Here is a 25,253-nt window from a genome sequence, read left to right on the forward strand (position 1 = left end):
TGTTTGTTGTGTGTAGTTTGAATCATGCAAATATAGGCAAAACAAATTCTATTTGCTGTTTTTTGCTTTTTTAAGTTGCTGTTTTATGCATTTTTAATGATTATTTAACTTTAAGGTAGTATAAAACGGCAATTCTTATATTTTGCTATCTTTGTCGATGAATCTAATATAAAGTGCCATGTTAAAAGAAGAACGGCAACAGACCATTCTAAGGGAAGTAGATCTCCATAATAGAATTTTGTTGACGGATATTGCCGAAACCCTTGATGTTTCTATAGATACAGTAAGACGTGATGTTAAGGAGTTGGATGCTGAAAATAAGCTGCGCCGCGTACATGGTGGAGCCATTTCCTTGGGTTTTACTACGAACAATACAAGAAATAGTAATATTTATAAGCAGAAAGAGAAGATGGTTATTGCCGAAAAAGCTCTGGCGCTTATAAAAGAAGGAGGCGTTATTTTTTTGGATGGCGGTACTACTTGTTTAGAGCTGGCACATTTAATACCAACAGGAATTGAGTTAACATGCTTTACCCACAGTCTTCCCGTGGCTATGGAACTTCTTACCAAACCTAAGGTTACCGTCATATTGGTAGGCGGTCAGGTTTCTGGGGAGTCGCAAACAGCTATTGGGGCTAATGCTATTCATAATTTGGCCGAGATAAAAGTAGATTTCAGTTTTATAGGAACCGGTTATGTGGATTCACATTATGGACTAACTGAATTTGATTGGGATATTGTACAAGTGAAAAAAGCGGTGATAAAATGCTCAAAAAAAACGGTACTTTTGTCTATCTCTGAAAAATTGAATTCCCAACATAGGTATAAAACTTGCGATATAAATGCAATTAATACGTTAGTAACCGAGTTAGACCCAGAGAACGACCTTTTAAACTCATTTAGAAATCACGATATTAGAATTCTGTAAGTAGTATGGAGTATACCAAAATAACCGAAAAACCATCAAACCACGATAACTTAGAGCAGATGGATACCACCACTCTTCTTCAAAAGATAAATGAAGAAGACCAAAAGGTGGCGGATGCCGTTGCAGCCGTTATTCCACAGATAACCAAATTGGTAGATGCTTTGGCAGAGCGTTTTGAAAAAGGAGGGCGCCTATTTTATATTGGAGCGGGAACTAGTGGTAGATTGGGGATTTTGGATGCTTCCGAAATACCACCCACTTTTGGAATGCCACACACTAGGGTAATAGGTTTAATTGCCGGTGGGGATGTTGCGATACGAAAAGCTGTAGAGAATGCCGAGGATGACGGAATACAGGCTTGGAAAGACATGCAGGAGCATAATATTACGGATAATGACGTAGTAGTGGGGATTGCGGCCTCTGGAACTACTCCTTACGTTCTGGGAGGTATAGACGAAGCAAAGAAAAACGGACTTCTTACCGCTGGGATAACAAATAACCCGGGTTCTCCATTGGCCGTAGCATCGGATATTCCTATAGAATTGAACGTAGGCCCTGAATTCCTAACCGGAAGCACCCGAATGAAAAGTGGAACCTCGCAAAAACTGGCACTTAATATGATTTCCACCGCCCTAATGATTAAGATAGGTAGGGTGAAAGGAAACAAAATGGTGAACATGCAGTTGAGCAATAGCAAATTGGTAGACCGTGGGGCACGTTATGTTTCGGAAGGTTTAGGAATTGATTATGATAAGGCCGAGGAATTGCTTAAAAAACACGGGTCTGTAAAAGCTGCTATTGATGCGGGAGCTTAAATTTACTTTTCAATAGCTTCAACTTCCTTTACAGTAACCATTTCTTTGGAGGTGTTGCCCCAGGAATTTAGAATATAGTTCATAACATCCGCAATTTCTTCATCGTCAAGGCCCATTGGGGGCATGATGTTATTGTAGTTTACTCCGTTTACGGTCATTTCACCCTGTTGCCCAAATTTAACACCTCGGATACTTGCTTGTCGGTTTTGGGCCAGATAATCGGATTTTGCCAATGGCGGAAAGGTATTGGAAATGCCTTCGCCTTCTTCTAAATGACATGTAACACAAAAGTCTGCATAGATTTCGCTACCCCGTAACATACTTTTGGAGAGTTCTGTTTCTTGGGCTTGAGTAAAATACCCTATGAAAATCAAAAAATAGAGGAAGCAACAAAAGGTTTTCATGCTTGAGAATTTTTCACGGTTCTGGACGCGATTTACGTTTACGCTTTAGGTACTAATTTATAGATTCCTTTTCCTTCAACGGCCACATAAATTAACCCGTCTGGTCCTTCTTTTATGTCTCGCACTCGTCCTAAATCCGTCAATAGTTTTTCACGACCTATAACTTTGGTTCCATCCATTAGAAGACGCTCCATATACTGAAACTTTAAAGAACCTACCAATATACTACCTTTCCAATCTTTGTACTTGTCCGTTGTTACAAAAGCCATACCGCTAGGAGCAATACTAGGTACCCAGTAATGAATAGGTTGGGTCATACCCTCCATTTCGGTTTTATCTGTAATGGATGTACCGCTATAGTTTATGCCGTAAGTTACAAGCGGCCACCCGTAGTTGGCACCGGCCTTGATAATATTGATTTCATCGCCCCCTCGTGGGCCATGTTCATTTTCCCAAATTTCTCCAGTTTCCGGATGTTTTGCCAGTCCTTGTGGATTTCGGTGTCCATAGCTGTATATTGCAGTTTTTGCCCCTTCCTTTCCTGTAAACGGATTGTCTGTCGGTATTTGACCGTCATCATGAAATCGGTATATTTTACCTCCATCCCGTGTAATATCCTGTGGGTTCACATCTCTTGCGCCGCGTTCACCTATGGACAAATAGAGGTAACCATCATTGTCAAACTCAATGCGGGATCCAAAATGTTGACCCTTAGTTGTATTGGGAGAAGCCTTGTACAGTAACTCTTTGTTAGTTAAGGAGTTGTTATTTAGTTTACACCGGATCAAGGCAGTATGACCTCCTTTTTCATCACCTTCTTCGGAAGCATAGGAAAGATAGATCCAGCCTGTGTTTTTATAATCGGGATGCAGTTCAATATCCAAAAGCCCCCCTTGTCCTCTAACGTAAACTTTAGGAACATTTTTTATTGCTGTTTTTTTTCCATTTTTAAAGTGGATAATTTCACCGGATTTTTCAGTTATCAAGAGTTCGTTTTCTGCTAAAAATACCATACCCCATGGAGTTTGCAGTTCATCGATCATTAGCTCTGCGGTGTAGGGTGTATTATTGGGGGTATTTACCTTGTTTTCAGAGTCTTGCGCGCAAGAATAACTAAGCGTTATGGCGGCAATGGCTATAGATAGTACACTATTTCGCATAATTTTACGTTAAATGATATTATTAAGGTATCCCGTTACGGTTAAAGGTAACGAGAATTTATAAGTTTAAAAGAATTACCCGAGAGAAAGTGATGCACCCCAAATCGCTCATTTTCTTTCTTAAATGACTTAACCTATGCTCCCAAAAAAAACACAGCGTATTCTATACGCTCTACTGTTAACGACCTTTTCAGTAGTCTGTACTTCTGCTATTGCCGGTAAGAAGGTTTTCAACATTTATGCTGAAGTAGCCTCTGCCGTAAAAGAAGTGGTTTCTGAAAAAAGCGAGGCCACCTCTATGGCCAAGTCAATTTCTGCTGAGTCACTAAAGAATAGTACAACGGCCAAGACAGCAGCTGCCGCGCCAATGTTCTCAACAATCATTCAAGGTGCCGATAACGAAGTTGGGTGTACCGCCAATGGTTTTACCGTAGCACGATTTAATCTCTGTGGTGATTCTGATGACAGGGTTGTTTCCCTATCGGGGTCCTATAGTACGGTCTCTTGGCAAGTTTTGGGAGGTAGTTGTAGTCCTAACATAAACCAAGATTGTCCGGATACAAACATATCGTGTTATTCAGAAGTCCATTCGGGACCAACATTTAATTTAGATGCAAGTACTATTCCGGCCACTACAGGTGCGGAATTTCGTGTTGTTGCAGATGGGCAGCAGTACTTTTTCAAGGTCAAGAAAAGTACTATTACTCAGACCTACCAAAAGAAAGATTTTGTTTGTAATAATCCAGGTAGGATAGAAATCACTGGGCTTCCAAATAGTTATCAGTTTAGAATTCAAGAAGGGTCTAGCGGTTTTGGTCCTTACCAGTCATCTTCTATATTTTCGAACTTAGACCCAGGATTTTATACTGTACAAGCTAGATTGAACATTCCAGGTGAGGTATGTGAATATCTATATGATGTTATTGAAATTAGACAAGTAGATATAGAAATAGATGTAACCTTTACTAATCCGGTATGTAGTGGAGAAACAGGTTCTATTGATGTTACCGTAAACCCTGAAGTTCCCGGACCATATGTGTATACCTTATTGGATGATAGTGGGGCAGAGATAGAATTTACATCAACTATATCTAGCAACACTTATACGTTCGGAGCCGTTAGTGAAGGTACATATGCAGTTAAAGTAGAGACCAATGATTGTAAGGAAGATATTCCAAATGGAATACCTGCCCCAATCCAATATACAGATACAAGTGGAAATCCTATTACAGTAGGTACAGGCTTAAGTCCAATAACAGTAATTACTGATACTAACGGAATGAGTTTTGGCTGTTCTACAATTTCAAGTGTAGATATAGATGTAACCCCCTCTGGAGGTTCAGGTACGTATAGCTATACTGTTAGTGATGGAGGTGATTCAGGAGGGACATTTACAGGTACAAGTGCATATACGGTAACCAGTCCCGGTACTTATACTTTTTATATTACAGACGATCAAGGGTGTACTGCGGAAAAATCTGAATATGTGGCAGAATTAGACCCGCCAAATGTTACAGCATCCGATATTGTGGGAACCTGTACCAATGGAGGTGGAAAAGTAGATTTTAACGTAACCGACCCCAGAGGATTTAACCTGGAATTTAGAGCTACTAACAATGCAGGGGACCCCTTTACAAGTTCTTCTACAATACCCGTAGCCGATGGAACATATAGTATAGTTGAAGTTCAGTATTCACAAGGAGCATTTACTTGTGTATTGTCATTACCAGCTGTTACGGTTACATCTGCAGGTGGGCTTAGTGGTTCTGCTTCTATGACGCAAGATTATACATGTGTTAACGGAGGAGGGATAATTGAGTTTGCGCCAGCAAGCGGAGGTTCCGGTACAGGTTATGAATATAGTATAGACAATGTTAACTACCAATCAGGAACAACTTTTACAGGTTTAACACCAGGAAATTATATACCCTATATAAAAGATGATGCAGGGTGTTTTCAGGCATTATCACCAATTGACATTACGGAGCCAACTCCTCCAGGATCAATTACCTTTGCCCAAGATGACCTTGATTGTGCTACCGGAACGAGTAGGGTTACGGTAGATGTGTTACCGGCAACTTATACGGTTACACAATATGAAATTATTTCATCTATCCCGGCAACCACATTGCCGCCTGCACAGGCTAGTAATGTTTTTCCAGGTTTGGATTTAGATACATCCTATCAATTTGAAATAACGGACGCAAGTGGCTGTACCTATACGGCGAGTTATACTACAGGTGGGTTCAGTACTATTAGAGCTCGTGTAAAATCCGGAGGAGATAGACGTGTTTGCCCTAGTGCAACGGATGGTAATGGTGCGTTTTTAATAGACGGTTTTGCTACGGATTACGATTATACGGTAAATAGAACTGCTCCTACCGCAGCGGTAATTTCCACAGGGACAAGTACTGATTTGGAAATTCCCATTTCTGGTTTAGGTGCAGGTACCTATGAAATTACTGTAACGGACAATGATACGAACTGTACTTCTACTACCTCTTTTGATATAGAAGAAGCGGCAACACCATTGAGTATTACTCCAACAGTAACTGATATGAGCTGCCAGAATAACAATGTGGGTAGAGTTCGTGCAGATGCCACAGGTGGATTTGGCGGATATCGTTATGAATTAGAATGGCCGCCTTCCGATGGAAGAACACAAGGTCCTAAAACGGGGCGAACGTTCGGTAATTTAACAGAGGAGGGAACTTATACCTTAACCGTTATAGATTCTGAGGGCTGTAGGGCTTCAACGACATTTACACTTACCAGTGTAGATGCACCCGCAATTACATTTGATTCAGCGGATTATTGTTATTCACCTACAAATAATGCTGAAATTACAGTATCCTCAACGGCAGGTTCCGCTTTGATTGGTACGCACCAGTATAGAATTAATGGAGGAGCGTTAATAACTCCAGGTACAGCGGGTACGCATACATTTACAGGCTTGGTTCCTGGTAATTATACCATTGAGGTAGTAGATGGTAACGGTTGTATTGCTTCTACGTCCTCAATTAGGATACCTCCGCAGGTTCAAGTAAGTCTGGATATAGCCAGTGAAATACCTTGTGGTGGCGATGGAGAAATGGAAATTGACATATCTGGTGGTGATATTTCTAATTTGGGAGCCACATCCTATACTATTGAGTATAGAGATGTAAGTCCTAATCCATTTGCACCTGTTGCAGGGCATAATGGGGTACAGTTGCCTTCTGGGAATTTTAACTATACAGTTCCTTTTGGAGATCATGGAGATTATCAAGTAACGGTTACAGACTCTAATGGATGTACGAATACTTCGGAAATTATAACTTTTGAGGAACCTACAAATATTGCTGCCACGCATAGAATAGAGGGCCCCAGTTGTGGTGACGCTAACAGTGGTTTTGTAGAGATTATACCAACGGTATCATCCGGTATTCCTCCATTTGAAGTGGTCTTTGCACCCGCAGGTAATCTAACAGCTAACCCTAGTAACCCTGATCCAACCTTAAACTATGTTTTTTCGGATCAAACTATATATTCAGGGTTAACTGCCGGTAATTACGAGTATGTGGTTAAAGATGCCAGAAATTGTGTCACGGCCGTAGTTCCTATAACTGTAGCTGCTGATGGTCGTCCGTCTCCGGATGTCACGGCAACACCAATTGATGCTACTTGTTCACCAGGTTCGCCCGGAGCACTTTCTGGAGGGGTAACTATAGGTTTGCCTACTGCCGGTGTAGAGAACTATACAGTTATAATTGAAGATAATTTTGGAAACCCTTTCTATACACAAAACAACGTATCGGATTCTGATTTTCCTTTAGCGGTAACGGATCCTAGTCTTGTTCCGGGTAATTATCAGTTAATTGTTTTGGACTCTAGAGGATGTAGGGATATTGAAGCGTTTACTATAGGTACTTTAAGTTTGGACATTATTCCTAACTATCCACCGCCACCAGCAACTTGTAGCCCAGGAGGAACTACAGTTTGTGTTGATATCGTAAATGGATCGGGTAGTTATGAGATACGCTTGGCGGATCCGGATCCTTTAGTGGGATGGACCACACCAAGTAATCCGCCTGCAAACCACTGTTTCAACAATTTGTTATGGGGAGTATCCTATACGGTTGAGGTGCGTGATTTGGGAACTGGTTGTACCTATGAAGAGGTAATTACTTTACCGGATGGCCCAGGGGGCAATGTTAATATAGTGGTAGATAATGCTACTTGTAGAAACGGTGATGTTGGGGTAAATTACAACATTACTTCAGGTACTGCTCCGTTTGACGTGGTTATTACCAATCTTGATACTGGCGAAGTTGTTTATACGGATTCAGGTACCTCATTAACCACTATGGCATCTGCTATTTCTGTTCCTGGTGGAAGATATGGAGTGGCCGTTGAAGACGCCGGTGATTGTTCCTATGGAGATGAAGGTGAAGCTATTTTGTTGGCTCCACGAGTTGATATTATTAGTAACGAAAACGCAAACTGTAATGCCCTAGGTCAATTGACGGTTAGGGGTAGTGGAGGTACGCCTTATGCCACAGGAAGTCCATATCTGTACGCTTATGTACCGGCCGGTACTCCAGTGGATAATGACGGAACCGCAACACCAAGTGATCCTTCAGATGATTTTAGCGAAGCTTCTACAGTTGCCTTGCCCGGTGCATTGGCTCCTGGTATTGATTATGATATATGGGTAAAGGACGCTAATGATTGTGCTTATAGGATTTCTGCGGCGGTTATACAGTTGAACCCTGATTTACCGCCACCGACGATAAGTGTGAATAACCAATGTGACGTTACAACTCCTGTTGGAGGCTTTACAATTACAGTAGAGGTTCCAGGTGATATAGATACGCCCACCTTTACCTTGAACGGAGAGAGTCAAACTCCTCCTTATGTTGCGGGTACACCTACTCAAGCCACTTTTACGGTAAATAATATAGGTTCCTATCCCGTAAATGTCATTGATGCTAACGGTTGTGATGTTGATGATGTGGCAGAAGTGTTCCAAGTATTATCTGCTTCGGGTGATTTTACTAGTGAGCCAAGTTGTGTAGAAACGGATGGAGAGATTACAATTACGGCAGATGGCGGTAGTGGTGACTTTACCTATACATTAACTGGTACTGATATTTTTGGTAGTCCCGTGAACATTGTCGACCCAGACAATGATGGTATTTTCCCAGGTATGGCTGCCGGAGATTATCAAGTAGAAGTAACTGATAATCAAGTTACAGATGGGACGAACCCTTGTACTTTTACTGTTAGCGGTATAGTTAGGTCAGCTCCTACCAGTCCTGATATTGATGAAACAGGTGAGTCTGATGTAAGTTGTAATGGGGCCAATGACGGTAGCATTTCAGCTTCGTTAATTGCGGGTACTGATGTAGACGGTATTCAGGAATACAACTTATATTCCAGCACACTGGCTGCAATGCCTTCGGGTCTGGACACTTCAGGTCGTACCAATACAAATATTTCAGGTTCTTTCTCTGGTTTAACACCAGGAACCTACGTAATAGAAGTAGTAACGGACAGAAATTGTTTTGATAGAGAAGAAGTAGTTATTAATGAACCGCCTCTTTTTGAAATCGATGTAACATCGGGAACTCTTGTTTGTAACCCTGCGTCCAATCAATATAGTACAACCATAGTAAGTGCTAGTATAGTTGGTGGTAATGTAGGTAACGGGGCTCCTTATGGCTATAAAATTAATTTAGCGGATAGTTATCAGTCTAGTCCGGATTTTGAAATAGTAGATACAGGATCGGACCAAGTAATAACCGTTTATGCAAGAGATGCAAACGGATGTGAATATAGCGATTCGGTTACGGTTTTAGCGCCAAATACTGTAACGGCAACCATTACTCAAATAAGACCAATGGATTGTGAAAATCCTGAGCGTATCCGAATTGATGTAACAGGAAGTACCAATTTCATAATTGAAGACCAAGGTTTCTCTGTTTCGCCAGTAGCAAGCGTATCTCAACCTAGTGGTAGCTTTGTGGAGTTTGACCTTCCAATGGTTGCAGGGGAATATCGTTTACAAATTAACGACGTAGGTGGTTGTACCTATCCTATTGCGGCTTATAATGTGGCAGAACCTGTACTTCCAACAGTTTCAATTACGGAATCACAAGCAGTAGGTTGTTTTGGGGCTACAGACGGAGAGCTAACAATTAATGTTAGCGGATTTGCAGGAGTGTACGAGTATTGGGTTTATGAATCTTCTGACCCAGGATTCTCAGGAGGTGCATTTGGAACCCCGGTAGCAGGTAATTCAACAGGAACTATAGATACAGCTGTAGATGGTAATCCTGCTGTTATTACTGGAATTGAAGGAGGTAACCATCGTGTGGTAATACGCGAACAGGGAAAAACAGTAAGTGGCTGTAATGTATTCAGTAACGCTACTGTTCTGAGCACACCTAGTGTTGTATTGGCCATAACTTCGTTGGATGAGATAGGTCGCGTAGGTTGTAGTGATGATTTAGGTGAAATAGTAGCTACGACCCAAGGAGGTTGGGATGCATCACCTTATGAATATATGTTGGAATATGAAAGTACGGTGGGTAGCGGTTTTGCTCCACATTCAAATCCGGCGTATGCAACTTTTGTTGCTAATGGAACCAATGACACATTCACAGGCCTTTCTAGTGGAAATTACCGAGTAACCGTAAGAGATATAGAAGGCTGTACCCATAGCAGGGAATTGGAACTGATCGCTGTTCCGCAAATTGAGGTAGAAGCTATAATTACAAGAGAATTGGAATGTCCTACAGGAAACGATGCTGTAATTGTTGCGGTAGAGCCAGGTACAACAACACCGGGAGCTATTGGTGGGGTACCAGGTGCAGGATACCAATACAGATTGTTGCATTTAGGAAGCAATAATAATGCGGATGTAGTTTCTATGACCGGTTTTCAAAGTGACCCTGAGTTTACGGGTACAACAGGGGTAATCCCTGGAGGATGGTATGCCGTTGAGGTAGTGTCTACCCTAAATTGTGGAGTGGTTTCTGCACCTATACAGGTAATTCCGCCACCACCAATTAACCCTGCGTTAATTCAGACTTCGGTGCCGGCCTGTGGTAACAGCGCAACTATGATGATACGTGTGAACAATCCACAAGGGGGAACCTATGAATATAGCGTAAACAATTCTGGAGGACCTTGGTTGCCTATAGATGAGTTAGATGCAAACGGACTTCCGGTAAAAACAGGAATACCAGGCGTGATAGGAAGTTCATATCGTTTTGAAGTTCGTAAGGTGGGTGGTCTAAGCTCTTGTTTGGCCCGTAAGACCAATGGTATTACGATTACAGCAGCAGAACCTCTTACGCTTGACCCAACATCTCCAACATTTGATGTGTCATGTGCTTATGAGGTAGATGGTAGAATTGAAGCTGTGGCTAATGGTGGTACTGGTATTTATGAGTTCAGAATTTATAATTCAGACCCAGGTACTGATGCGTTTGTAGCGGAAACATTGCCAACGTACCAAAATAGAACAATGCAGGATTTTGGAACGTTCGAAAACTTGGATGCCGGTGACTATTGGATTTCAGTAATCAGTAGAGCCAATTGTGGTGTGGTACAAGGGCCATTTTCTATTGCTCCGGCCGAGCCTGTAACTATAGCATATAGTTCAACGCCCACAACCTGTTATGGTGAAACGGATGGTACAATAACTATGAATGTTACCAGTGCTACGGTTGGATTGGTACAATTTGCCATAGAACCTAATTTGAGCGAGTTCTTTAGTGATTCGGATAACCCAACGGTTTATACATTTACAGATTTACCTGCAAACACACCTAGTAATCCGTCCTATACTGTATTGGTGCAGGATGCGGAAGGTTGTCCACAAACTTTTGAAATTGTGGTGGATGAGCCTACGGAACTGGAAATTGCGGACTTTAGTACAACGCCTGAGACCTGTATAGGTTTTGAAGATGGTACCGCAAGGTTAACGGTTACGGGAGGTACTCCTTTTACAGATCCGGTAACATCGGTGGAATACTATGAAACTCGTTTGGTAGGTCCAAATTCGGACGGAACGGAGGTTTTCCTAAGAAATGATGATTTATACTTTGATAATCTAATAGGAGGAGAAGGCTATATCGCTTTCGTGCAAGATGCCAATGGATGTAGTACAAATGTATTCATACCTATTGAAATAGGAGTTGATTTAACGGCATCTCCTGTAGTTCAGTACGGTTGTGAAGGTATTTTTCCTAACAGTACGGCTTCCGTACAGATGCAAGAAGAGAGTTTAATTCCTGAACTGTTGTTCGCATTGAACCCTATTGACCCAACTGATGCTATAACAGCATTGGCTACTACGGAACGTTCTTGGGGAGATTTGCCTGCAGGAGACTATACAGCTTATATTTACCATGAAAACGGATGTACCAATTTTGTAGAGTTTACCATAGATGCATACGACCCATTAACACTTTTTGCCGAAAAGACCGGTCCTAACGAAATTACGGCAACAGCCGAAGGAGGTTTTGGAGGGTATGAGTTCTTTTTTGATGGAGTGTCTTACGGTAGTGAAGGCTTGTATACGACCACAGAAAGTGGCGAAGTGGAAATACGTGTGGTAGATCAGAATGGATGTGAGGCCGTAGCGGTGATTCCGTTTGAGTTTACCGGAATGTTAGAGATACCAAATTTCTTTACACCTAATGGGGATAATGAAAACGATTTCTGGGCACCGGGTAACCGTGAGTTCTTCCCTAATATTGAAGTTATTATCTATGATCGTTATGGTAGGGTTGTTGCCGAACTTGATCAAGTAAGCAAGTGGGACGGACTCTATGAAGGTAAGGAGCTGCCAACCGGAGATTACTGGTATGTAGTAAATCAAAATGATGACAGAGATATACGGTATGTAGGGCATTTCACCCTCTATAGATAAATCTTAATTAAATAATAAATTAAAAAACGGACACCTTTTTAGGTGTCCGTTTCTTTTTTGTACTGTTTTTAAAATTGTATTTTAACCGGATAAATTCCGTTACAACTAAGCGCGGAAAAAAATACGTAAATGCCTCAGAAATTATATATTATTTTGCTCTGTTTTGCTTTTCAGAGTTGTGCTGCACAATCAAAATACAAATTAATAGATGCCGAACAAGAAACCGTCATCAAAGAAAATTATAGTTACTACCTCTATTATCCTGAAGGATATGAGGAAAATCCCGAGGAAAAGTTCCCATTGTTATTGTTTCTTCATGGTGGTGGCGAATCTGGAGATAGTTTGGTTTATGTAAAAAGAAACGGCCCTCCTAAATTGATAAAGAGAGGTAAAAAATTCCCGTTCTTAATTTTGGCCCCTCAGAATCCAGAAAAGAAAATGTGGTGGAATACGCGATCGGTAATGCAATTATTGGACACGATAGTGGAGAACAATCGTGTAGATAAAAAAAGAATCTATTTAACCGGGCTCAGTAGGGGTGGAGGAGCCGCCTGGGAAATGGCAGTGCAGTATCCCGAAAAATTTGCGGCAATGGCTGTTGTGTGTGGTATGACACCGCTACCATATGCTTCTTGGATAGACAAAAAAATGCCCATGTGGGTCTTCCATGGAGAAGAGGACCAATCCATTCCCATATCGGAATCAGAGACTATGGTTTCTAAATTAAAGAGTATGGGGTATGATGTAAAATTTACAAGGTACCCTGGTGTAGGCCATGATTCTTGGGTGCCAGCCTATGATAATGATGAGCTGTATAAATGGTTTATGGAGCAGGAGCAGCAATAAGTTACATTTAGTAGTCAAAAACGTTTTTTTTAATAGGGTAGATGATTAATAATTTTCTTAAAACGATAATTTAATAATATTGATATGGGCAAGACGAGGTTGTTTTACGGAATAATGTTTCTCATGGTTTTTAAGATGTCGGTTCTATTTGCAAATACGGAGCCTGAAAAGAAAATCAAGAAGAAACCTCGCAATGCTGTTTTTATTTTAACGGATGACCATCGCTATGATTATATGGGTTTTACGGGTAAAGTTCCTTGGTTAGAAACCCCGAACATGGATAAACTTGCGGAAGATGGAGCTTATTTGTCCAACGCCTTTGTTACAACATCTCTGTGTTCTCCAAGTAGGGCTTCAATTTTAACGGGACAGTTTTCCCACTCACATACCATTGTGGATAACCAAGCTCCAGATCCTGGAAATTTGACATATTTTCCTCAATACCTTCAAAAAGCGGGGTATCAAACTAGCTTCTTTGGTAAATGGCATATGGGGGATCATGGAGACTCTCCTCAACCAGGCTTTACCCACTGGGAAAGTTTCCCGGGACAAGGGGTTTATTACAACCCTACGTTAAATATCAATGGAAAGAGGGTAGCTTATAAAGATTCGACTTATATAACAGATCTGTTGACCGAACATGCCATTGATTGGATGGAGAAGAGAGATAAAAAGAAACCGTTTTTCCTGTATTTATCTCACAAAGCAGTTCACGCTGGGTTTCAACCGGCTAGAAGGCATAAAGGGCGATATAAAGGAAATAAATTAGATTTACCGGCAACTTATGAGCAGACCAAGACCGGAGCTTATAAAGATTTAAAATGGCCGCAATGGGTAGCTGACCAAAGAGTAAGTTGGCATGGCGTAGACTATATGTACCATGAGAATAGGGATATAAATGAAATGGTTGTGGATTATTGCGAAACACTTTTAGGGGTAGATGAGAGTGTAGGTTCTGTTATGCAATACCTAAAGGATGAAGGGCTTGATGAATCTACCCTTGTTATTTATATGGGCGATAACGGATTTAGTTGGGGAGAGCATGGGCTCATTGATAAACGGCATTTTTATGAAGAATCGGTTAAAGTGCCTTTGCTGGTGCGTTGTCCGGAACTGTTTAAAGGAGGCCTAAAACCTAAGGCTATGGTGCAAAATATAGATATTGGACCAACAATTTTAGCGGAAGCGGGAATAGAGAAACCAGAAAATATGCCAGGAGTATCTTTTATTCCGGCACTTACAGGAGAGCCAGGGGCAAAGGTTCGTGAGGAGGTCTTCTATGAGTATTTTTGGGAGTATGACTTTCCTATGACTCCAACCGTATTTGGCATGCGAACTGACAAATATAAGTATATGAAGTATCAGGGAATTTGGGATAGAAATGAGCTCTATGACCTAGAGAACGACCCTGATGAAATGTATAATTTAATAGCGGATCCGGACAAACAGGAAATAGTAAAATCTATGTCAATTGCCATTTATGATTGGTTAGAAAGAACAAACGGTATGCAAACGCCTATTAAACGAACTGTAAAATATCGTTTTGGCGACTATAAGCACAAGGGGGAATATTAAAATAGAACAAGGACTTCTGTTTTAAGCAATTTAAAGGAAGTAATTAAACAAAATGAGAGTTTTTATAATTTTAGTGGTTCTACTTCCGTTTGTATTTTCTTGTTCGGAAAATAAGCATGAAAAAGGAGTGCAGTTGTATAAAACGCAATGTGCTTCTTGTCATGAGTTGCCCAATATTGAGCATTTGCCAAAAAGTCTATGGAAAGACAAGGTGTTGCCCGAAATGGGAGCAAGAATGGGAATTAAAAATACAGGATTTGATCCGTTAAGCGGTTTTTCCTTTGAAGAACAGCATGCTATTTTAAATTCAGGCGTTTATAGTGTTGAACCCCAAATTTCGGAAGCTGATTGGCAACTTCTCAAAGAATATATTGTATCTACCGCTCCAGACAGTCTTATTCTGAACAATTCCCAAAAACAAGGAAAGAAGCTCAATGGCTTTGAATTGGTACCGTTGGATATAGATAGCGTACATGGAAGCTCTATCGTATTTACCCAATTTGATACGGAAAAGAGCAAGCTGAATATTGCCGACTTAAGAGGAAGAATCTATGAGTATCGGGAGAATACTAAGACTCTAAAAAAAATCCTTAATGGAATTGGTCCTATTTCTGACTTTACCGAAATGGATGATGTAAAGTACGCTACTTCTATAGGTTCTCTAAGTCCTTCAGAAATTGCAAACGGAAGAATTTTTACTCTTAAAGATAGATCTGTTCAACCTATACCTTTAGATTTTCATAGACCGGTACATACCACAGTATTTGATTTTAACAATGATGGGGTAGATGAAATTTTAGTTTGTGAGTATGGTAACTTAACGGGTAGTTTATCATTAGTTGTAAAATCTGATAACGGTTCTTTAGAAAAGAAAATCTTACTAGGGCAACCAGGTGCAATAAGAGTGGTGGTCAAAGACATGAACCAAGACGCCAAAGCAGATATTGTTGTGCTGACAGCACAAGGTAATGAGGGTGTTACCTTTCTTTATCAAACTGAAAATTTGGAATTTAAAACCGAACAAGTAATTCGGTTTAGTCCTCTGTATGGAAGTAGCTGGTTTGAAATGCTTGATTTTGATGATGATGGGGACCAAGATATTGTAACCTTACACGGGGACAACGCAGATAGAACTCAGGTATTGAAACCTTATCACGGTCTGCGTATTCATTTAAATGACGGAGCCAATAACTTTAAAGAAGAATTTTTCTACCCATTGTACGGTGCCACTAGAAGTGTAAGTGCAGACTTTGATAAAGACGGAGATATAGATTTTGGAATAGTGTCTACCTTTCCTGATTACGAAGGAGAGTCACAAAAGGCATTCGTGTATTTGAATAATATCGATACAAACAATTTTGTCTTTGAAACTCAGGTTATAGAAAATGATTTTCAAGGGCGATGGTTTTTAATGGATTCAGGTGATTTTGACCAGGATGGAGATATTGATATAGCTTTAAGCTGTTCCACTTTTAACTTTAACTCCGTGCCTGCGGATTTGTCCAAGATTTACAAAGAAAATCCTTGGGATATATTAGTTCTTAAAAATAGACTGATAGAATGATCCTTTACGGTTTAATTGTTCTGGTTAGGTTTCCGTTATTAGTATAGAATTGAACCTCCACAAAGTTTGCAGGAATCTCTACAAAACGACCTGATTGCGATTGAAACGAATTGCCCCAAAAGAACTCATGCATTTGCTTAGTATTATTCTTAAGCTTAATTAATGCTTTTATTTCATCGGGTTGCACGGCCATTAATTTTATTCTGGTTTGTCCGGAATATTCAAAAGCTTTCAAGGAGTCGTTATTTTGTGAGGTTACAATTAATTTCTTAGAATCCCCTGTACGCAAACTAACAATAGCTTTACCGTCTCCCGGCACAAAAAAGCCACTCTCATTTAGTGAAACGGTAGTAAATTTGCCGTTCCCTATATTTTTTAGGGCGAGACCGGCGAATGCATCAGCTGGCCCTTGTTGCACTTCCATGCCGTAATCATTACCAATTAATAGAATATCCGTTAGGCCATCTTCATTAAAGTCTTGTGGCAGAATACCATAAACTGGAGCAAATTGAGCCTCCACGGGCAATTGTCGCATTTTAAATTGTCCGTTTCCTAAATTCTCTATCCATGAACTTTTCATATAAGTCAAAGAATCTACTTTGGCATCATCTAAAAGTCCGTTAGAGAACATTTCAGGTAGGGTCGATTCCCCGAATTCCCCATAAGAATTGAACATTTTTCTAATACCAACATATTGCTTTGTTACATCCTGCCAAGGATGGTATAAATATTCTTTTTTAACACCAATACTGTCCCTTAAATAGAAGGATATAAGGGGGTCTATGGAACCATTTTGATCAAGGTCTTTAGCGTATATGCGCACAGGTTCTTCTAGCGAACCTTTAAAATTTATATTCTCGCCAACATTCCCAACAATGTAATCTATGTCTCCGTCATTGTCCAAATCTGAGGAAGATATGCTATTCCACCACCCAGAATATTTAGATAAGCCTGTGTTCTCCGTAACTTCTAATAGCTTACCATTTTCGTTTTTGAAGAAGCGTAACTGGGCCCATTCTCCGGCTATAATAAGGTCTGGCCAGAAGTCTCCGTTAAAATCGGTCCAAATGGCATCGCTAATTAAACCGGGGTATTCTAGATTTTTGGAAACAAGGGTAGTGACATCGGTAAATTTAATCCGGCCTTTAGTGCTATCATTTCTTAGAATATATGAGCGATCTGTTTTGGGGTAGGAGAAAGGCAGAACTCTACTTCCTATAAAAAGGTCTAAATCTCCATCACGATCAAAATCGGCAGCTTTAACTGCAGATGAGTTCGTTTTCATTACAGGAAGATCTATATTGGATTGAGTAAAATTTCCTTTTCCATCATTGACCATTAAAATATCTTGATAATATTCATGACCGCTAGGGTATTGGCCGCAACCACGTGCAATGAACAAGTCTAAATCTCCATCATTGTCTGCGTCAAAAAGTAATGTTCCAGCATCTTCCTCTTCTAGTTTTTCTGAAGTTTTATAGGCTACTTCGTTTTGTTCAAAGGTTTGGTCAGGTTTTTGAATAAACCATTTTTCTTTAAAACCTCTGCTAGAAGCAACAAACAGATCGTCTAAACCATCGCCATTTATATCACCAACTGCTAGAGAAGGGCCATATTGAGAAAATTTATGAGGAAGCGTACTTTGAAAATTGAAATCAATAAAATCGTAATCTTCAGAAAAATGCTCTAAGTCATACGTTTTGGCAGCATTCTTGAAAATCGGGCTCGTTTTTTTCGTATTTAAAGTGGAAAATGATTCAGCTTTAGGACTATATGAGATAGCGAGAACTGAATCTATGGCATTGGTTTTAACCACTTGTTGTTGCCCGTCTGGCCAATTTATAACAAGACTGTCTATATTTTTATTATTTCCTAGGCCAAAATGAAGCGTGAATTCCGGTTGTGATAAATATCCTCGTCCCGATAACAAAGATTTCTTTTGGTGCATGGAATTCGAAAAAATTTCCACATAAGAACCTATGGCATTAGGATTGTTTTTCTTTCCGCTCAATTTTATTCGGATAAAATGCTGAGGTTCATTAAACTCATTAGATTTGTTTTCAAGGAGCATTGCGTTGTCATTGATATTGTTGACCACTAAATCCAAATCTCCATCATTATCAAGATCACCGTAAGCCGCACCGCTAGAGTATGTAGGTAGGTTTAAACCCCAATTTTCGGTACTATCTGAAAATTTGAAATCTCCATTGTTTTTGAACATGAAATTAGGAATCTTAATTTCAGGTATTGCAGCTATCAGTTTTTCCTTATTCAGAAGTTTGCTGGCGGCAATCCTAAAATCACCAAAATCTCGATCAGTAACATCTTTAGGGAAACCGTTGGTAATGAAGAGGTCTTGTAGCCCATCATTATCATAATCACCAAAAAGAGGGGCCCAGCTCCAGTCCGTTTCTTTTGTTTCCGTAAGCATGGAAACATCACCGTATATGGGTAAACCTGTTTTTGGGTTATTTCCTAACTGAGTTTGGAGTGTGTTGCGGGCATATTGTTTTTCGTAGTCGTATTTTTTTATGAATATCTCTTTTTGATAATTGCTGGGGCCTTGAAATAATTTTTTTCTTTTGTTGTAATAGGGCTGCATTTCCGTAGTAAAAAACTCAAGATTTCCATTATTGTTGATGTCAGCCGCATCACTCCCCATGGAAGAGAAGCTAAAATGCTTGAATATTTCCCGTGCTTTATTACTGAATGTGCCGTTCTGATTGTTAATATATATAAGGTCACTACTTAGAAAATCGTTGGCTACATAAATATCCGGCCAATTATCTCCGTTAAAATCATGGATTAAAGTACTGTGACTATATCCATGAAATTTAATACCAGCTTTTTCAGAAACATCTCTAAAGCGTTGCTTGTTAAGGGTAGAATCCCATATATTTTCGTAGAGGCGGTCTTTACTCATAGACGAGCCGTCATCTTCAATAGGTCTAAAATCGCTGGGGTCAATACCTTCAATCCTGTTTACTCCAATAAATAGGTCAAGGTCTCCATCATTGTCATAATCAAAAAACTGGGCGTGAGATGAGTAAGTATCGTCTGCAAGACCATATTCTTCTGCCATTTCTTTAAATGAAGGAATACCGTCTTTTGAATTCCCTGTATTGATATATAGTAAGTTCTTTCTTCTACTATCTTTTTTTCTGAATGTATTACATACGTATATGTCTAGTCTGCCATCTGCATTTATATCAACAATAGATACCCCCGATGACCACTCTAGTGAATCGTTTTTTGTTATATTGGAAGCTTTGGTTACATCTTCAAATTTGAGTTTTCCCTTATTAAGAAACAGTTTGTTTTCAACTTGGTTCCCAGCAAAGAAAATATCATCAAGACCATCGCCGTTTAAGTCTCCTAGTGCAACTCCAGCCCCGTTATAAACAAATTCGTTATCCATAATGTTTATAGAGTCATTTTCAATAAGGGTATTGCTAAATACCAGGTTGGATTTGCTTGGGTGTACGTTTACAAATCTTGTTGTAGGTGTCTTTTTGGAACAACTTGTAAATACTATTAATACAATAGATAAGAGAAGCGTAAATGTTCCTTGGAAAGAATTATTTGATTTCATTTGACACATAGGATATGGTACGTTGCAAATATGTAAGAAGGTTCTAAAATAAGCAAAAAAAGCTGCTCGTACGAGCAGCTTTTATTAGTATCTAACTTAAGTATTAGTACCCAGGATTTTGTTTTATTGACCCTCCAGACAAATCAATTTGTCTTTGAGGTATTGGATAAAATTCATTTTTACCTGCAGTAAATTTGGCGCCACCAAATTTTTCTTTCAAAAATTGAGACTCATAATCTAAATATGCGTTCAAAACACTATCGGCAATGCCCCAACGAACGAGGTCAAAGAAACGATGTCCCTCTCCTGAAAGTTCAAGTTTTCTCTCAAACCTAACTGCCGCGGTTGCGGAAGCTTTATCTGCAAACTGAGCCGGGGGATACTCGGAAATCACATAGTTAGCGGCATTTTCATCGCTATCGTACTCCTTTACCCAATGCTCTGAATTAGCGGCTCTATTTCTTACCATATTTACATAGGTTCGTGCTTGCTCCAATGATCCAGCCTCTATTTCCGCTTCGGCAGCCATTAATAGAACATCGGCAAATCTAATAATTGTATAGTTCATTGTAGCATAACCTCGCGTCCAAGAGCTACCATCAGTAAAACTATTTTCTTGGGAACGATAATAAATATACTTTTTAGGAGTATAGGGCCCAGCGTAAGAAAAGCTTCTTATCCAAGCAGCCCCTGGATGAATAATCCAATCTAAGTAAGGAATTCCTTTTCTACCTATGGCATGGTCAATTCTTGGGTCTAAGGGTCCTGCGTCTTCAACAAATGAACTTTCGGGTTGTTTGTCTACAATGACATGCTTCCAGTTGTTTGCCACTTCGTTTTCAGGATTATTATATGATCCATCCAATAGGGGAAGCCCTTCATCCGTAGTTCTAAATGAATTACCCAATTCAATACTTGGTTGAAAAAAGCCACAGCAATTACCAGGACCATCGGGACCAGTGTTATGTGGATAGTTTAAATCATCAAACCAGTTAGCATTTCTTACGTTTCCGGTATTATTGGCAGATTCCACATCCATAACGGCTTCAGCATGCTGGTCGTTTTCAGCATTATAAATTTGGGCATAATCCTCTAGAAGAGCATACTTTTCGCCTAAGGGTGTTACTCCTTTTTCAATAACCTCATCAAACCATTCTTTAGCTTCGGCATACTTTTGTTGGTAAAGCTTTGCCTTACCCATATAAGCCGCTGCCGCCCACTTATTGTTTCTACCCGCATCCGTTGTTTCGGGCAAATTGTCAAAAGCAAACTGGAAATCAGCTTCTATTTTATCCCAAACATCTGGTGTATTGGGTATAGCTTTTAGAGCCTCAAGTTTCTGAGCTTCATCCAGTTCATCGTCTAAGTAAATAGATTCGTCTATATAAGGGATACTGTTAAAATGCTTTTTAAGGTCAAAATAGAAATGTCCTCGGAGCATTCGTGCTTCTGCCGTAATTTGCTGAACAACCTCTGGTTTAATGTTCTCTGCCCTAGCTAATTTTTCTAAGGTTTGATTACATCTTTTGATACCTTCGTAACGACCTCGCCATAAGTTGTTGAAATCGCCGTTGGGGTCAACCGGGCTAGCTTCATATCTCTGAATAGGGTTTAGTGACGAATAATCTCCGGAATCCGTACCCTTATTAGCTTCTCCTCCCATGATTGAACCCGTAGCCCAATGGTTAGGTCCTTCAAAGCGGTTTCCAAAAACACCGCTTAGTGCAGAGTAAGCTCCAATTAGAAGGCCTTGTACACCATCTTCTGTGGCGACTGAATTTTCATCAATGGACCCTGTGGGGGCCACTTCCAAAAAATCATCGGAACAAGAGGCAATCAGAAATACAGTTGCCAAGGTTCCGTAGCATATTTTTTTTATAATTATAGTTTTCATTATATGTTTTATTTTTTAATTGTTAGTTGCCTACAAGCCAATATTTAAGCTGATTAAATAGGAGGGAGTAGCTGGGTAATTTCCAACGTCAACACCAAAATTGGTATCGGCACCGGCTACTACAGGATCAAGACCGGAATAATCCGTGATGGTCCAGATATTATTTGCAGAGAAACCAAGTTTAAATTTAGTCACACCAAGGCGATCTAATAGGTTAGAGTCAAAGCTGTAAGTTAGAGCTAGCCTTTGAAGCCTTACAAAAGAACCATCTTCTACATAATAGGAGTTTGCTGCCCCACTTGTATAAATATTTGTTTTGCTTTCCCATATTGGAGCTTCTGCATTATTACCTAGCTCAGGAGTCCATGAGTTGAGTGCTGCTGTGCCTTTTGCCGCACCTTGGAATGTACCAAAAAAGTTTCTAAACCATTTTGTTTGGTTATAGATTTCATTTCCGAAAGAACCAAACCAATAGGTTTCAAATTCAAGGTTTTTGTATTTAAGGTTAAATGTAACACCTCCTGTATAATCTGGTATAGGGTTACCAATGAAAGTCCTGTCATCTGGTGTAACTTGTCCATCACCGTTTACATCGGCATATTTAAATCTCCCCAAGGCAACATCAGCATCATTATTTGCAGCTTTAAAAGCATCTACCTCTTCTTGAGTGTTAAAATAACCTTCTACCTTATAACCGTAAAATGAGGATAATGGCTGACCTACGGCGTTTCTAATTGGACTATTTCCTCTATATGCCGCTCCGTCAAAGAAGTCGATCCCATCCGCTAAAAACTCAATTTCATTACTTAGGAACGAATTGTTCAACGTAACTTCAAAAGATAGGTCTTCAGTGAAGTTACCTCTTCCGGTAAGCTTAATGTCTATACCTTTATTGTTCATGGTGGCGATGTTAACAAACGGCTCGTTGGCATCGTTTCCGGTAACTCCAGGTAATGGAACCTGATAAAGTAAATCCTCGGTGTCCTTGTTCCACCAATCAAATTCAATATCTAGTTTATCATTGAAAAAAGAGGCGTCAAAGCCAATATTTGTAGAAATACTGGTTTCCCATTTTGCATTTGGATTTGCAATCTGACCTTGTCTATACCCTTCATCGGCTCCGCTATTTTGTCCACCAATTGGATAAAATGTACTAGCTCTATTTGAATTATACAGAACATATTGGTTATTAGGGTTAACATTGTTAGAGTTACCCATTTCTCCCCATCCAGCTCTAATTTTCAAGTCGCTTATAATGTCTTGATTTTGCATAAAAGATTCTCCAATGACTCTCCATGCTCCGGAAATGGCAGGAAAAACCCCATATCTGTTATTGGCTCCAAATCTAGACGAGCCATCTCTTCTTAATACTCCTGTGATAAAATAACGTTCGTCATAGTTGTAATCTAGTTTCCCAAAAACCGAAAAGAAATTTACACCATTAAACAAGTTACTATTTACATTAGGCGATTGTACTGTGGACAGGTTTTGGTAGTTGATGTCAGTAGAAAACGGGTTGATACCACTTCCACTAATATTTCGCCCTTTACCGGTGTTTAGGGCCTCAATACCCGCTAAGGCTTTTACTTTGTGTTTTCCGAACAGTTTTTCATAGGATGCTGTATTGGTAAATGTGTATGAGAACACATAACCACTGCCTTCTGAAAATGAGTTACTGGCTTCAGGTTCTGAATCACCTAAATATTTAAAGCCGTAGTTAACATTATAATAATTTAAGTATTGTCCTCCAATACTGGATCTTATTGTTAATCCTTCAAAGGGTTTTAACAGAGCATATAAATTTCCAAATGCAGCTAAGCTAAAATTCTTATCCTGGCTATCATTGGTTTTTAATTGTCTTACCGGGTTTCTTGGGTTATTGAACCCTTTTGCCCTAGTACTGGCAAAACTTCCAAATTCATCATAAACAGGAATAATAGTTGGCATACGGTAAGCAGATAATAATACGGATTCGTCGTCCGCACCACTTACACCTCCGTCTCCCCCATAACCACCTCTGATAGACCGGTAAGTGGCTTGAAAGTTTTCACCAATGCTTAGCCAAGGAGTTACATCCCATTCAGAATTAAATCTGGCCGAATATCTGGCAAATTCGTTCTCAAGAAGTATTCCGGATTCGTTGTAGGCATTAATACCCATGTAGTATCTACCATCTTCTGTACCTCCTTCAAAGCCTAGGGTGATACGACTTATTGGTGCAGGTCTAGTAATTTCCTTATACCAATTTGTACCTTGTAGATTTGGTTTTATTAGAAACACATTGTCAGGGTCAAGTTCGTATGCGGCACGCACTGCAGCCATATCAATGTTGCCAACAACCCCACTTTGATCACCACCACCAATACCACCTACCAATAAATAATCAGGTATCCTAGGTGTAGCATCCGAGCCATATTGAGGATGATCATAAATAGGGGCTTCGCCGTTTGCTATTCCATTGTTTCTGTACGCAATATGAGACCACTCTGCGTCTTGTTGTGGTGTTAATTGATCTGGAGACCCGGCAACGTTTGGATCTCTGACCCCACTTGTAATATCAACTGTAATTTTTGTTTTTTCCCTTTTTCTTGTTCCTTGTTTAGTTGTTAGCACAACAACACCACCAGCAGCTCTGGCCCCATATATAGATGCAGCAGCTGCATCTTTTAGAACGGTTGTGGTTTCAACATCATCCGGATTGATGAATTCAGTGCTTTCTACCGGAACACCATCAACTACATACAAAGGTTGGTTACCGCCAAATGAGCCGAAGCCTCGAATTCTAATTTGGCTAGTTGTGCCAGGTTGTCCATTTGAAAGAACGGTAACCCCTGCAACCCTACCTTGGAGTTGTTGTTCTATATTTCCAGATGGTATGGCCGCCAATTCTTCGGCTTTGACTATGGAAACGGCTGCAGTGGTTTCTCTTTTCGTCTCTGTTGAGTAACCGGTAACTATAACCTCGTCTAATGCTGCGGCATCTTCAGCCAGCGTTACATTCACCGTAGACTGTCCATCAACAGCTACTTCCTTAGTAACAAACCCTAAATAACTTATTACTAGAGTTGCATCACTTTCTACCTCTAAAGTAAAGTTTCCGTCAAAATCAGTTTGTGTTCCGTTCGTAGTTCCTTTAACTACCACGTTTGCACCCGGAAGAGGAATTCCTCCACTGTCTAAAACAGTACCGGATATGGTTGTTTGAAAAATGTTCTTGACCTCAAGTTTAGGGTCATTGGTTGATTTTGCATAGGTGATTTGTGACCCAGCGCAAATCATCATCGAAAAAAGCCCAATTCCAAGAGTTGAGATTTTTCCCTTGGGCTTTAACGAATTGTAACTTCGTTTTTGGTTCATAATGTGAGTGTTGTTTGTTAGTTTATTAAATTCTTATTTTCCTAGCCTTATGTTAAGAAAAACAAAAAATAAATGTAATGATAATATGGATATGTTAAAAATAGGGCGCAAGTTATTTTTGGCGAATTCACCCTATTTCAATAGCACAAATGTTGCAATTACTAAATATTTAGAGCTTTTGAAATTTTGTTTAGT

Annotated in this window: 11 protein-coding genes; 6 read left to right on the forward strand and 5 right to left on the reverse strand. The window is 39.9% G+C overall.

Annotated features, from left to right (window positions below; all coding sequences use genetic code 11):
- The first annotated feature begins 178 nt into the window (after positions 1-178).
- Positions 179-928, forward strand: a complete 750-nt coding sequence (locus tag H9565_RS11925; protein ID WP_215439906.1) for a DeoR/GlpR family DNA-binding transcription regulator — start codon at positions 179-181, stop codon at positions 926-928.
- A gap of 5 nt (positions 929-933) precedes the next feature.
- Entirely contained in the window at positions 934-1,743 is an 810-nt protein-coding gene (gene murQ, locus H9565_RS11930) for an N-acetylmuramic acid 6-phosphate etherase (protein WP_215439908.1), read from the forward strand.
- Between the two features lie 2 nt (positions 1,744-1,745).
- Here murQ and H9565_RS11935 read toward each other — a convergent pair whose 3' ends face one another.
- Both H9565_RS11935 and H9565_RS11940 read right to left on the reverse strand, forming a co-directional pair.
- A complete protein-coding gene (locus H9565_RS11935) occupies positions 1,746-2,147 on the reverse strand; it encodes a c-type cytochrome (RefSeq protein WP_246560565.1) in 402 nt (133 codons plus the stop codon).
- Positions 2,148-2,185: 38 nt separating this feature from the next.
- Positions 2,186-3,307, reverse strand: a complete 1,122-nt coding sequence (locus H9565_RS11940) for a PQQ-dependent sugar dehydrogenase (RefSeq protein WP_215439910.1) — start codon at positions 3,305-3,307, stop codon at positions 2,186-2,188.
- Between the two features lie 136 nt (positions 3,308-3,443).
- Here H9565_RS11940 and H9565_RS11945 point away from each other — a divergent pair, with 136 nt between their 5' ends.
- The 4 genes from H9565_RS11945 (at position 3,444) to H9565_RS11960 (ending at position 16,215) form a co-directional block, all read left to right on the forward strand.
- Entirely contained in the window at positions 3,444-12,230 is an 8,787-nt protein-coding gene (locus H9565_RS11945; protein WP_215439911.1) for a T9SS type B sorting domain-containing protein, read from the forward strand.
- A 129-nt stretch (positions 12,231-12,359) separates the two neighbouring features.
- A complete protein-coding gene (locus tag H9565_RS11950; protein ID WP_215439914.1) occupies positions 12,360-13,076 on the forward strand; it encodes a carboxylesterase family protein in 717 nt (238 codons plus the stop codon).
- 84 nt (positions 13,077-13,160) lie between these two features.
- On the forward strand, positions 13,161-14,651 hold the full coding sequence (locus H9565_RS11955) for a sulfatase family protein (RefSeq protein WP_246560568.1): 1,491 nt from the start codon (positions 13,161-13,163) through the stop codon (positions 14,649-14,651).
- Positions 14,652-14,703: 52 nt separating this feature from the next.
- Positions 14,704-16,215, forward strand: coding sequence for an FG-GAP repeat domain-containing protein (locus tag H9565_RS11960; RefSeq protein ID WP_215439916.1), 1,512 nt, complete (start codon positions 14,704-14,706; stop codon positions 16,213-16,215).
- Positions 16,216-16,219: 4 nt separating this feature from the next.
- Here the strand turns inward: H9565_RS11960 and H9565_RS11965 are convergent, their stop codons facing one another.
- The 3 genes from H9565_RS11965 to H9565_RS11975 all read right to left on the reverse strand — a co-directional run bounded on the left by H9565_RS11965 (position 16,220) and on the right by H9565_RS11975 (position 25,058).
- Positions 16,220-19,807 carry a VCBS repeat-containing protein gene (locus H9565_RS11965; protein WP_246560571.1) on the reverse strand — a complete coding sequence of 1,196 codons (3,588 nt, stop codon included), beginning with the start codon at positions 19,805-19,807 and terminating at the stop codon, positions 16,220-16,222.
- 103 nt (positions 19,808-19,910) lie between these two features.
- Positions 19,911-21,701, reverse strand: a complete 1,791-nt coding sequence (locus H9565_RS11970) for a RagB/SusD family nutrient uptake outer membrane protein (RefSeq protein ID WP_215439920.1) — start codon at positions 21,699-21,701, stop codon at positions 19,911-19,913.
- Positions 21,702-21,731: 30 nt separating this feature from the next.
- Complete coding sequence (locus H9565_RS11975; RefSeq protein ID WP_215439922.1) at positions 21,732-25,058, reverse strand: SusC/RagA family TonB-linked outer membrane protein; 3,327 nt, start codon at positions 25,056-25,058, stop codon at positions 21,732-21,734.
- Positions 25,059-25,253 lie beyond the last annotated feature (195 nt).

The sequence above is a fragment of the Zobellia russellii genome (genome assembly GCF_018728565.1).
Taxonomy (GTDB): domain Bacteria; phylum Bacteroidota; class Bacteroidia; order Flavobacteriales; family Flavobacteriaceae; genus Zobellia; species Zobellia russellii.